This window comes from Thermomonas sp., from assembly GCF_035369645.1.
Taxonomy (GTDB): Bacteria; Pseudomonadota; Gammaproteobacteria; order Xanthomonadales; family Xanthomonadaceae; genus Thermomonas.
Window position 1 is genome coordinate 1 of sequence record NZ_DAOOUM010000061.1, and the last position, 11915, is coordinate 11915.

Sequence of the window (11915 nt, forward strand, 5' to 3'; positions counted from 1 at the left end):
TGATCTTCCTTGGCATCGTGATTGGCGGCTCGCTGCTGCTGTACGCATTGCGCGCTCCCGATACCGAATCCAATGCCAAACCCTTCACCGCCGGCTCGCGGGAAACTCTGCTACTCATCAACAACCTACTGCTCACCTGTGCCTGCGCGATGGTGTTGCTGGGCACGCTGTATCCGCTGCTGGCCGACGCGCTGGAGCTGGGCAAAATTTCGGTCGGCCCGCCCTACTTCGCCATCATGTTCACCGTGCTGATGGCGCCATTGGTGGCGCTGGTTCCGCTGGGCCCGTTGACCCGCTGGCAGCGCGAAACCATGAGCACGCCGCTGCGGATGTTGCTGCCGTGGGCGGCGCTGGCGCTGTTATTGGGTATCGCGGCATTTTTCCTGGCCCCGCAAGGGCAGTGGAAAGTGGCCGCAGGCGTACTGGGCGCGGCGTGGGTGGGCTTTGGCACGCTACGGTTTGTGTGGTCGCGCCTACGCGCACCGGGTGGGCGCATGACCCGCGAAATGCTGGGTATGAGCATGGCGCATGTGGGTATTGCGGTATTTTTGATCGGCGCACTCTTGGTGGAAGGCTTGAACCTGCAACGCGAGCTGGCCGTCAAAGCCGGCGACACCGTCACGCTGGGCGCATACAGCTTCCGCTTCGATGGGATTCGTAGCGTGCAAGGTCCCAATTACGTGTCCGATTACGGCACCGTGCAAGTGCTGCACAACGATCGTTTTGATGTCGAGCTGCATCCCGAAAAACGCCGCTACCGCGCCGGCGGGCAAGTGATGACCGAATCCGGCATCGCCCGTGGCGTGTTTGGCGATGCCTATGTCGCCATCGGTGAATCGCTGGGCAATAACACCTGGGCGCTGCGCGTGCATGTCAAACCGTTTGTGCGCTGGATCTGGGCCGGTGCGCTGCTGATGGCGCTGGGTGCGGGCATCACCGCCACCGACAAACGCTTTCGCAGCATTCGCAAGGAGCCCGCATGAAAGCCTCTCGCTGGCTGCCGTTAGCCGCCTTCGCCGTCCTTGCCGTGTTATTGGCCGCCGGCGTGTGGATGAGCCGCAACCCCGACCGCGACGCGTTGCCCTCGGCGCTGCTCAACAAACCGGCCCCAGCCTTCCGCCTGCCGGTGTTGCACGACCCGTCCTACCAAGTCTCGCTGGCCGATTTGAAAGGCAATCCGTTTTTGCTCAATGTCTGGGGCAGTTGGTGCGTGGAATGCCGCGTCGAGCACCCGGTATTGACCCGCTTTGCCGAAACCAAACGTCTGCGCGTGGTGGGCTACAACTGGAAAGACGAACCCGCCGATGCGCTGCGCTGGCTGGAACAATTTGGCAATCCGTACATGGTGGTGCTGTCTGATGTCGAAGGCCGCACCGCGCTAAATTGGGGCATCTACGGCGCGCCCGAAACCTTCTTGGTCGATGCCCACGGCATCATCCGCTGGAAGCATGTCGGCCCGCTGACCGATGCCATCATCCAGCAACAATTGCTACCGCAATTGCGCCGGATCGAGGCTGCCCGATGAACCGCCTGCTGCTTGCCGCATTGCTCTGGCTGGCCACCCTGCCCGCCGCACTGCCGGTGTTTGCACAAGCAGGCCAGCAGGCCGACGCCGCGCCCTTGCAGTTTCACAACGCGGCGGAAGAAACCCGCTTTCACGCACTGGCCCAGCAATTGCGCTGCGTGATGTGCCAAAACCAATCACTGGCCGACTCCAACGCCCTGATCGCCTTGCAACTGCGCCACGAAGTCTTGGACCTGATGCGGCAAGGCCAAAGTGATGCGCAAATCAAAGACTATCTGGTGCAACGCTACGGCGAGTTTGTGTTGTATCAACCCAAGTTTGAAACGAGCACATGGCTGCTATGGGTCGGCCCGGCACTGCTATTGCTGATCGGCGGCGTGACCGTGTTGGTCATCGTGCGCAAGCGCAAACCCACAATCGGCAACGTTGCTAGCGATGAGGGGCAGGAATGGTGATGGCTAACTTCATCCTCCTTGCCGCACTGCTATGTGTGTGCGTGCTGGCCGTGCTGCTGCGCCCACTGTGGACGCGGGTGCGCGGCGTGGCATTGGGCGTTGCGGTGCTTGCCCTGCTCTCCACCGGCCTGCTGTACAAACTGGTGGGCACCCCGCAGGCGCTGGACCCCGCAAGCCGGCAAGCACCCAAAACACTGGACGATGCCATCGTGCAACTCAACGCCGCCTTGGCGCGCGACCCACAACAGGTCGAAGGGTGGCTGCTGCTCGGCCAAGCCTACCAACGCACGGGCAATACCAACGGCGCCCGCGATGCCTTCGCCAAAGCCGCCGCGCTGGCCCCCGACGATGCCGACATCCTCACCCAGGCCGCGCAAGCGCGTGCCATGGCTAATGCCAAGCATGAGTTTGATGCCAAGGCGCTCGCACAATTGCAGCGCGCCTTGCAGGTCAACCCCAAGCACCAGCGCGCGCGGTGGTTCTTGGGCGTGGCGCAGCGCCAAGCCGGCAACAATGCCGATGCTGCCGTCACGTGGGCACCGCTGCTGGCGCAAGTGGATGCCAGCACCGCCGCCAGCCTGCGCGCAGAAATCAACGTCGCCCGCCACGAAGCAGGCCTGCCACCACTGCCCGACGCACCGCCCACCGCCGCCCCAGCCGCCTTGCTGAACGTGCACGTGACCCTAGACCCCGCATTGGCCGCGCGCGTGCGCCTGCAACCCAATGCCACCGTGTTTGTGATCGCCCGCCAAGTGGGCGGCCCGCCGATGCCGGTGGCCGCACAAAAACACACCGCATCCGAACTTCCGTTTGATGCCAGCCTCAGCGACGCCGACAGCCCCATGCCCACGCTGAAGCTTTCGCAACTACAGGAAGTGGAAATCCTGGCGCGGCTTTCTGCCAGTGGCGAAGCCATGCCGCAAGCCGGCGACCTGCAATCCAAACCCATTCGCGTGACACTGCCTGCAAAAACACCGGTGAATGTGGTGATTGCGGCGCAGTAAACCGCCATTAACGGGTTATACCGATATGCCGTTTGCGCATCACGCGCACCGCATCAGCGGAGGATGATGGCGCATCGCTCACTGTTGCTGCTGTCATGGCCGAATTTACCCCGCCCGGCACCCGCTGGGTTGATCTGCCCTCGTCGTTTCCGATGAAGCGCGGCAACGCGCTATACGGCGCGCGCATGGCGTATGAAACTTGGGGCACGCTGAATGCCGTACACGATAACGCCATCCTGATTTTGACCGGGATGTCGCCGGATGCGCACGCCGCCTCCAATACTGGCAACCCCGCACCTGGCTGGTGGGAATGGATGATCGGCCCCGGCAAGCCCATCGACACCCAGCGCTGGTTTGTGGTGTGCGTCAACGCGCTAGGCAGTTGCAAAGGCAGCACCGGGCCGGCCAGCATCAACCCCAGCACTGGCGCGCCCTATCGCCTCGATTTTCCCGAGCTATCCATCGAGGACGGTGCCGATGCCGCGCTGGCGGTGGTGCATGCACTGGGCATCACCCAACTGGCCTGCGTGGTGGGCAATTCGATGGGCGGGATGACCGCGCTGTCGCTGTTGGCACGCCACCCCGGCATCGCCCGCAGCCATATCAATATCTGTGGCGCGGCGCGTGCGCTGCCGTTTTCGATTGCCATTCGCTCGTTGCAACGCGAAGCCATTCGTCTGGATCCGCACTGGAACGGCGGGGATTACAACGACACCTCGTATCCCGAAAACGGGATGCGCATGGCGCGCAAACTGGGGGTGGTGACCTATCGCTCGGCGCTGGAATGGGACGGCCGCTTTGGCCGTGTGCGGTTGGACGCCGAGCAGCGCGAGGACGATGAGCCGTTTGCGCTGGAGTTTGAAGTCGAAAGTTATCTGGAAGCCCACGCCCGTCGCTTTGTGCGCAAGTACGACCCCAATTGCTATTTGTACTTGAGCCGTTCGATGGATTGGTTTGATCTGGGCGAAGCGCACGGCGGCGACACCTTGCACGGACTGGCCTCGATTGCGGGCGTGCACGCGGCGCTGGTGATCGGGGTCAAGACCGACATCTTGTTCCCGATCCAGCAACAAGAAGAAATCGCCGCCGGTCTGCGCAATGCCGGCTGCGACACCCGCTTTCTGCCCATGCCCTCGCCGCAAGGCCACGACGCCTTCTTGGTGGATGCCGCACGCTTCGCCCCCGCGGTAGCCAGCTTCTTGCGGACATTGCCCAATCAAAATTTCATCACGGAAAGGGTGGCGTAATCCAAACTTCCCGCTATACTTACCCGCTCCACGCCGAAGTGGCGGAATCGGTAGACGCAGCGGATTCAAAATCCGCCGCCCTTAAAAGCGTGTGGGTTCGAGTCCCACCTTCGGCACCAAGTGTTTCAATTCAGCCCGCCGCGTGCGGGCTGTGTTGTTTCTGGCAATTGCATCTCCTCTAAAGGCACCATCGCATGGATCTGGATCTCAGCAGAAAACACGCATTGGTCTGTGGTGGCTCGGAAGGCATTGGCCGCGCAACAGCAGTGGAGTTGGCCACACTGGGGGCAACCGTCACACTGCTAGCCCGGCGCGAAGAGACGCTACGCGAGGCAGTTGCAAGCCTGCCCTGCCCGCAAGCACAGATGCACGGCTACTTGGTGGCGGATATGGCCGATACCGATGCCTTGCGCGCGCGCGTGGGCGCGCTGACAGCAGCAATACCGGTGCATATTTTGATCAACAATACCGGCGGGCCACCCGGCGGGCCGGCACATACGGCCGACATTGGCGCGTATCAAGACGCCTTCAACAAGCATTTGATTGCCGGGCACACCCTCGTGCAAACGTTGTTGCCGGGCATGCGTACCGCCGGTTGGGGGCGCATCATCAATGTGATTTCCACCTCGGTGTACGAGCCCATCCCCAATTTGGGCGTGTCCAATACCGTCCGTGGCGCGGTGGCCAGTTGGGCCAAGACACTCTCGCGTGAATTGGGCGGCGCGGGCATCACTGTCAACAATGTCTTGCCCGGCTACACCCGCACGCAACGGTTAGCGCAAATCCTGCACGACCGCAGCGCGGCCTCCGGCAAATCGCAAGAAGACGTCGCCGCCGGGATGCTGGCCACGGTACCAGTCGCGCGGTTTGCACAAGCCCCGGAAATTGCCGGCGTCATCGCATTTTTATGCGCGCCAGTGGCCGCCTACGTCAACGGCCAGTCGATCGCGGTGGACGGTGGACGGATGCAGTCGATTTGAGATGGCATCGGGGTCATTCATCCGCCCGAATCAAGACCCACGCTTTGCTTTAATCCGCCGCGATAGGTACGGCTGCAAGGCAGGCTGCCTCCATCGTTCAGATGAATACGCGCGTCGCCAGTGTCCAGCGGCTCAATTGAAGCGATACGCCCCAGATTGACCATGTAACTACGGTGGATACGGATAAAGCACGCCGGATCCAGCTTCGCCTCGATGCTGGATAGCGTGCTGCGCAGCGGGTAGTCGTGGCCGCGCACGCGCAGGTTCACGTAGTTGCCCGAGGCTTGCAGCCATTCGATGTCGGCGGCGGCGATCAGAAATTCGCGGCCCAATTTGCGGATCAGGAAGCGTTCGGGGCGTTCCACCGGCTCCACCGGCGGGCCTTCGTCGGGCAGCGACAGCAGCATGGCCTCGCCCTGCAGACGGCGCAGCAGCAGGCGGTAGCCTTCGATGGTCAGCACCACGCCGGCGTAGGAGCGCACGTCCTTCAGGTATTCGTAGCCGAACTCCCGCCACCACGTGCCGAAGTCGTAATGGTCGCCAACGCTGGCATAGACCGCCTTGCGGATCGCCACCATGCCGACCACGTGCAAGATCGACCAGGCCAGACTGCCCAGCAGGTGCAGCGGCAACAGCCGCCGCCAATCGTCCAGGTGCAGCGGGAAACGGCGGGTGAACCAGACCATCGCCGGTACCAACGCCAGTGAGACGGCGGCGGAACTGGTTTCCCACACCACCGGCTGCCACGCGCTGAAATCCAAATGCAGCCGGCGCACGTCCATGTTCACGGTGATGCTGTTGGCCAGCGCACCGACAAGGTAGTGGACGATCCAGAAGCCGGTCTCGAAGGAACGCCGCCATGGCTGGTAACGCTGGTAGGGGGTCGGGGGCATTGCATCCATCCGCGCATTGTAGGGGCGGGCCCGATCGTGTCGCTCCCGGCTCGTCCCTGCGTTTCTCGGCTCGTCCCAAACCCGCATCAGATGGTCACTTTGCGGTGGAAGGGCAGGCAGGCGACACCGACGCTGGAGGCCACTTCCGCACGTGGACCGACCCAATGCAACGCCGCCATGACATCGACGCCCTGCGCGTCATCGCCTTCTCATTGCTGATCCTGTACCACTCGGCAATGGTGTACGTGGCCGATTGGGATTTCCATATCAAGAGCGCGCACACCTTCGAATGGTTGCAATACCCGATGATCGCGCTGAACCGCTGGCGGATGCTGTTGCTGTTCATGATCTCGGGGATGGCGCTGGGGCTGGCCGGGATCGAGCATCGCCGCTGGCGCTTTGCCGGGGCACGCAGCCTGCGCCTGCTACTGCCACTGGTATTCGGCATGTTGGTGGTGGTGACGCCACAAACCTATTTCCAGGTCGTCGTCCAAGACGGTTTTACCGGCAGCGTTGCGCACTTTTACAGGTTGTATCTGACTCACGGACTCTGCCATGCCGATCAGTGCCTGCTCACCCCGACCTGGAACCACCTGTGGTATCTGGCCTATCTGCTGCCCTATACCCTGTTGCTGCTGGCCGTAATGCCCCTGCTGCGACGACTGCGGGAATGGCTGGGGGATGCGCAGCCTACGGGCAAAACTGCCCTGGCATTCCTGCTGCTGCCGATCCTCTGGCTGCTGGGCGTGCGCTTCTGGCTGGCGCCACAATTCGAGGAAACCCATGCCTTGGTCGATGACTGGGTCGTGCATGCCGAATCGTTGCCGTTGTTCCTGCTGGGCTATGTGCTGGCGACCCGCGCGGGATTCTGGCAGTGGGTGCAGCGCCTGCGCTGGCGCACGCTGGCCGTGGCGGTGCTGGCGATCAGCGTGGAACTGGGCCTGCGCTGGCTGGGCCATCATCCGCCGGCAGGTCCAACGCCGGGGTGGGCGCTGCACGTGCCGTGGTACACCATCGAGCGCATCGCCCGCGTCAGCTACACCTGGGTGGCCTTGCTGGCGATCTTCGGCTGGGGCCACACCCTGCTCAACCGCCCGTTCCGCTGGTTGTCATATTGCAGCGAGGCCGTGTTCCCCTGGTACATCCTGCACCAGACCTTGATCATTGCCCTGGCCTTCTGGCTGATCCCGCTGCACCTTGGCGCCGCCACCGAAGCCGCGCTAGTGGTGGGTGGCACGATGGCCGGCTGCCTGTTGCTGCACGAAGTCGTGATTCGACGCAGCGACTGGCTGCGGCCATTGTTCGGGCTCAAGCCGATGCGTAAGCCGCTGCCGCTTCCCGATGCACGACCAGTAGCTGGATAGCCTCGCCGCCGCGCCAGTCATCGGGGGCGATGCGGTAGGCCAGATGCAGCGTGCGCGCCGGCTCCACGCCATCCCAGCCACCAAACTGGATGGCGTTGTAGCGGCGGCCTTGCAGGCCGAGTTCCAGCTTGAGATGGCGTTCTTTCAAGACCCGCCAACTCAATACTTCGAACACATCATCGAACAACGGTTCCGGGTAGCCCTGCCCCCAATGGCCGCCATCACGCAGGGCCAAGGCGGTGTCGATCGCCAGCTCATCGGTGCACAGGCCGCCGTCGCTGCGCAACACGTCGGTCAACTGTTCGTCGCTGAGCTGCTCGCGCGCGACCTGCGCGAAGGCCTCACGGAAGTCCGGGAAATTGGCCTGCGGCAAGCTCATCCCGGCGGCCATCGCGTGGCCGCCGAAGCGGGCGATCAAGCCCGGATGGCGGGCATCCACCAGCGCCAGCGCGTCACGAATATGGAAGCCGGGAATCGAGCGCGCCGAGCCGCGCAACACGTCGCTGTCCGGCTCCGCCGGGGCGAAGGCAATCGCGGGACGGTGCAGGCGTTCTTTCACTTTCGATGCAACAAGGCCAACCACGCCCGGATGCCAATCGGGATCGAACAGGCAGGCCGCGTACGCGGTGTCGATGCCGTCCAGCTTCGCTTCGGCCACGTCCTGCATCTCGGCTTGCAGGGCGCGGCGTTCGTCGTTGATGCCGTGCAGGATCGACGCCAGTTCACGCGCCTGCCGCGGATCGTCGGTGAGCAGGCATTCGATGCCGATGCCCATGTCTTCCAGTCGCCCTGCCGCGTTGATGCGTGGGCCGATGGCAAAACCAATATCGGTGGTGGACAAGGTCTCGGCTTTGCGCCCTGCGACCTCGATCAAGGCCCGCAAGCCGGCGCTGCCCTGCCCCGCACGCAGCCGGCGCAGGCCCGCACCCACCAAGGCGCGGTTGTTGGCATCCAGCGGCACCATATCGGCCACCGTGCCCACGGCGACTAAGTCCAGCAGCGCGGCAAGATCGGCCTGCACGCCCAATTTCGTGCGCAGTGCGGCCAGCACATAGAACATCACCCCAACGCCTGCCAGCGCCTTGCTGGGGAAGGTGCAGCCGGGCTGATTGGGATTGACGATGGCATCGGCCGGCGGCAGCGTTGCGCCGGGCAAATGGTGGTCGGTGACCAGCACTTGCCAGCCGAATGCTTTGGCCGCGGTAACGCCGGCATGACAGGCAATCCCGTGATCGACCGTCACCAGCAAGTCCGGCTTGAGTGCGGTTAACTCTTCAACCAAACCCGGCGTCAGCCCATAGCCATGCACAATACGGTTGGGCACCGCATGCGACACCCGCCGCGCACCCAACATGCGCAGGCCGCGCACGCCCACAGCGGTGGCAGTGGCACCGTCGCAATCAAAATCACCCACCACCAAAATATGCGCATCGCGCGCTATCGCGGCGGCCAACAAATCCACCGCAGTCTCTATCCCGTTCAATCCCGAGGCCGGCAGCAAATCCGCCAGTCGTGGCATGGCGCTATCGGCATCGCTGCCGCGTGCGGCATGCACACGACGCAACACCTCCGGCCAATGCGCGGGCCACTGCCCCACGGGTTCAACCACAGGACGCCGGACGATACGCCGCAGCACGCTCATGCTGACAACGCCGGCAATGACTTGCGCCAAACCCGCCAACGCTGCGCCGCACGCATGCAAAACCTGCGGCCATCAGCAAAATCGAACGTCACCTCGGCGGCGGTGGAAAGCGCCGGCAGCAACCAGCGTTCCACCAGCACACGCATATCGCGCTGGCTGCGCAAGTCCACCAGCGCATCCTGTGGGATCGTGGAAATATCGACGATGGGCATGCCATGCAGCTTGCCCAATTGTGCTGCGCCCTGCACGGCGGGATCATCGGAATACACGGTCGGCGCATGGCTCGTCACGGCATCAGGCAACACCCCGCCCCCCCACAGCCACAGCGCATTGATCGGCACCCGGCCTTGTTCCAGCCGCCGGGTATTGTGCGGATGATTGTGCAGGGTGATTTGCACTTCACTTTCCAACAGCCGCCAACGCCGCGCTTCCGGGCCTTCTGCGCGATGTTCGAACACATCATCACCCAGCGCCTCCTCGGGTGCGGCGAATAGCGGCAATTTTGTCGCACGCGGCAAGCGCAAATACCAACGCTGCGGATGCGGTGCATCCAACAAAAAACCGGCATCGCCAAACAGCGGGCGCAATGCCGGTAACAACGCCTCGGCATCGGCTTGCTCGACACCCAGATTGCGGCCAATCCCCAGCAGACGCGCGCCATTGATATCGGGGCGAATATGCGCAGGATCCGCACGCAACCACGCAGGCCCGCGCGCGTCGTCCTCGCCCGCATCCAACAGCCGCGTCAGTGCGGCCGCCGGCCAACCACGCGGCAGCACATCAAAATGACGGGCCAGCAACGCCGGCTCACCCGGCTCCGCCTGTGTGCGGTCCGCGCGGCCCAGCGCCTTCGCCAATTGCGGCGGCAAGGTGATGCCGGCGAAGCGTGCGCTTGCCGGCAGCAGCAGGGTCAGCCGAGCCACGAATTACCCTTGGTACTTCACCGACACGATCTCGTATTCACGGGTTCCCGCAGGCGCTTCAATGCTGATGGCATCGCCTTCGAGTTTGCCGATCAACGCGCGCGCCACCGGCGAGGAAATCGCAATCAGGCCTTGCTTGATGTCAGCTTCGAGGTCGCCCACGATCTGATAGGTTTTTTCTTCGTCGGTATCGCAGTCGATCAGCACCACGGTGGCACCAAACACCACTTTATCGCCGGCAGCCAAGGTGGCCACATCGATGATTTGCGCGTGCGACAGCTCGGCTTCGAGGTGCTTGATGCGGCCTTCGATAAAGCCTTGCTGCTCGCGGGCGGCGTGGTATTCGGCGTTTTCTTTCAAATCACCATGCGCACGCGCCTCGGCAATCGCCTCGATGATGGCGGGGCGCTTGACCGACTTCAATTCTTCCAATTCAGCGCGCAACCGCTGCGCGCCTTTTGCGGTGATGGGTGCACGGCTCATGCCAGCTCCTTGTGCAGTTCTTGCAGCGAGAGCACATCGCCCTTGCCGCGGTGGTCCAGTGAATGCAGCAGTGCGTTGGCACCGGCTACGGTGGTGGAATACGTCACACGCGCTTGCAGCGCCTCACGCCGGATCGAGAACGAGTCGGCAATCGCTGCACGGCCTTCGGTGGTGTTGATGATGTAGCAAATTTCGCCGTTCTTGATCAAATCGACAATATGCGGACGACCTTCGGCCACTTTGTTGACCTGCTCACAGGCAACGCCGTGCGCTTTCAGAAAATTAGCCGTGCCACTGGTCGCGACAATACTAAAACCACGTTCCAGCATGTACTTGGCCACCGGCAACACGCGCACCTTGTCCGGGTCACGCACCGAGATGAACGCCTTGCCCGGTTGCGGGGCTTTGATGTTGGCCGCTTCTTCGGCACGCGCGAATGCGGCTTCAAAGCTGCGGCCCACGCCCATTACTTCACCGGTGGAACGCATTTCCGGGCCGAGGATCGGATCCACGTTCTGGAACTTGGCAAACGGGAATACGGCTTCTTTGACCGAATAATAATTCGGGATGATTTCGCGGGTCGCGCCTTGTTCGGCCAACGTCATCCCGGCCATGCAACGCGCTGAAATCTTGGCCAGTGGTTGGCCAATCGCCTTGGACACAAACGGCACCGTGCGGCTGGCACGCGGGTTCACTTCCAGCAGATAAATCGTGTCGGCTTCGCTGCCTTCGGCCACACCCACTTGCACCGCGAACTGGGTATTCATCAAGCCCACCACATGCAGTGCCTTGGCCAGCGCCACCACTTGCTCGCGCAGGCGTTCCTGGGTGCGTGCAGACAAGGAATACGGCGGCAACGAGCACGACGAATCGCCGGAATGCACACCAGCTTCTTCGATGTGCTCCATCACCCCACCGACCAGCACATTGCCATCGCGGTCGGCAATCACGTCGATATCCACTTCCACCGCATTGTCGAGGAAGCGGTCCAGCAACACCGGCGAATCGTGGCTGACCTTCACCGCCTCACGCATGTAGCGCGACAAATCCGCGTCGGCATGCACCACTTCCATCGCACGGCCACCCAGCACATAACTGGGGCGCACCACCAACGGATAGCCAATCTCACGCGCCTGCACCAGGGCTTCTTCGGCGCTGCGCACGGTGCGGTTGGGTGGCTGCTTCAGACCCAGTGCTTCCACCAGTTTCTGGAAGCGCTCGCGGTCTTCCGCCAGATCGATGGAATCGGGCGAGGTGCCAATGATCGGCACGCCATTGGCTTCCAGCGCCTTGGCCAGTTTCAGCGGGGTTTGCCCGCCGTACTGCACGATCACGCCATAGGGCTTTTCCAGCTCCACGATTTCCAGCACGTCTTCCAGCGTCAGTGGCTCGAAGTACA

General features: G+C 62.9%; 12 protein-coding genes and 1 tRNA gene. 8 read left to right on the plus strand and 5 right to left on the minus strand.

Translation table 11 applies throughout. The features are described 5' to 3' along the window. From PK789_RS10480 to PK789_RS10510, 7 genes are all read left to right on the plus strand, one after another. Positions 1-983, plus strand: a 983-nt coding sequence (locus tag PK789_RS10480) for a cytochrome c-type biogenesis CcmF C-terminal domain-containing protein (protein WP_324308694.1), incomplete at its 5' end; no start/stop codon positions are given. After that, a complete protein-coding gene (locus tag PK789_RS10485; RefSeq protein WP_324308695.1) occupies positions 980-1525 on the plus strand; it encodes a DsbE family thiol:disulfide interchange protein in 546 nt (181 codons plus the stop codon). The genes PK789_RS10480 and PK789_RS10485, both read left to right, overlap by 4 nt. After that, complete coding sequence (locus PK789_RS10490; RefSeq protein WP_324308696.1) at positions 1522-1980, plus strand: cytochrome c-type biogenesis protein; 459 nt, start codon at positions 1522-1524, stop codon at positions 1978-1980. Before PK789_RS10485 ends, PK789_RS10490 begins: the two co-directional genes overlap by 4 nt. Continuing rightward, positions 1980-2984 (plus strand): tetratricopeptide repeat protein, encoded by a 1005-nt coding sequence (locus PK789_RS10495; RefSeq protein ID WP_324308697.1) that lies wholly within the window; start codon positions 1980-1982, stop codon positions 2982-2984. Before PK789_RS10490 ends, PK789_RS10495 begins: the two co-directional genes overlap by 1 nt. 95 nt (positions 2985-3079) lie before the next feature. After that, on the plus strand, positions 3080-4231 hold the full coding sequence (gene metX / locus PK789_RS10500; RefSeq protein ID WP_324308698.1) for a homoserine O-acetyltransferase MetX: 1152 nt from the start codon (positions 3080-3082) through the stop codon (positions 4229-4231). 32 nt (positions 4232-4263) lie between these two features. Further along, positions 4264-4350, plus strand: a tRNA-Leu gene (locus PK789_RS10505). Between the two features lie 75 nt (positions 4351-4425). Next, positions 4426-5211: an SDR family oxidoreductase gene (locus tag PK789_RS10510; RefSeq protein WP_324308699.1), complete on the plus strand. Its 786-nt coding sequence runs from the start codon at positions 4426-4428 to the stop codon at positions 5209-5211. Between the two features lie 17 nt (positions 5212-5228). On the opposite strand, the gene PK789_RS10515 is transcribed toward PK789_RS10510, so the two are convergent. After that, a complete protein-coding gene (locus PK789_RS10515; RefSeq protein WP_503011943.1) occupies positions 5229-6113 on the minus strand; it encodes a LytTR family DNA-binding domain-containing protein in 885 nt (294 codons plus the stop codon). A 155-nt stretch (positions 6114-6268) separates the two neighbouring features. Here PK789_RS10515 and PK789_RS10520 point away from each other — a divergent pair, with 155 nt between their 5' ends. Then, entirely contained in the window at positions 6269-7468 is a 1200-nt protein-coding gene (locus PK789_RS10520; RefSeq protein WP_324308700.1) for an acyltransferase family protein, read from the plus strand. Here PK789_RS10520 and recJ read toward each other — a convergent pair. The 4 genes from recJ to carB all read right to left on the minus strand — a co-directional run. Next, entirely contained in the window at positions 7413-9110 is a 1698-nt protein-coding gene (recJ, locus tag PK789_RS10525; RefSeq protein WP_324308701.1) for a single-stranded-DNA-specific exonuclease RecJ, read from the minus strand. The genes PK789_RS10520 and recJ overlap by 56 nt on opposite strands. Beyond that, a complete protein-coding gene (locus PK789_RS10530; RefSeq protein WP_324308702.1) occupies positions 9107-10033 on the minus strand; it encodes a phosphoglycerate mutase in 927 nt (308 codons plus the stop codon). Before PK789_RS10530 ends, recJ begins: the two co-directional genes overlap by 4 nt. Before the next feature lie 3 nt (positions 10034-10036). Next, positions 10037-10501 (minus strand): transcription elongation factor GreA, encoded by a 465-nt coding sequence (gene greA / locus PK789_RS10535; RefSeq protein WP_324308705.1) that lies wholly within the window; start codon positions 10499-10501, stop codon positions 10037-10039. A gap of 11 nt (positions 10502-10512) precedes the next feature. Further along, the coding region (gene carB, locus PK789_RS10540) for a carbamoyl-phosphate synthase large subunit (RefSeq protein WP_324308703.1) at positions 10513-11915 on the minus strand (1403 nt) is incomplete at its 5' end.

Bases quoted from the DNA above. Each gene is read 5' to 3' on its own strand.
- PK789_RS10485 (WP_324308695.1), top strand. From the start codon at position 980: ATGAAAGCCTCTCGCTGGCTGCCGTTAGCCGCCTTCGCCGTCCTTGCC.
- PK789_RS10490 (WP_324308696.1), top strand. From the start codon at position 1,522: ATGAACCGCCTGCTGCTTGCCGCATTGCTCTGGCTGGCCACCCTGCCC.
- PK789_RS10495 (WP_324308697.1), top strand. From the start codon at position 1,980: ATGGCTAACTTCATCCTCCTTGCCGCACTGCTATGTGTGTGCGTGCTG.
- metX (WP_324308698.1), top strand. From the start codon at position 3,080: ATGGCCGAATTTACCCCGCCCGGCACCCGCTGGGTTGATCTGCCCTCG.
- PK789_RS10510 (WP_324308699.1), top strand. From the start codon at position 4,426: ATGGATCTGGATCTCAGCAGAAAACACGCATTGGTCTGTGGTGGCTCG.
- PK789_RS10515 (WP_503011943.1), bottom strand. From the start codon at position 6,113: ATGGATGCAATGCCCCCGACCCCCTACCAGCGTTACCAGCCATGGCGG.
- PK789_RS10520 (WP_324308700.1), top strand. From the start codon at position 6,269: ATGCAACGCCGCCATGACATCGACGCCCTGCGCGTCATCGCCTTCTCA.
- recJ (WP_324308701.1), bottom strand. From the start codon at position 9,110: ATGAGCGTGCTGCGGCGTATCGTCCGGCGTCCTGTGGTTGAACCCGTG.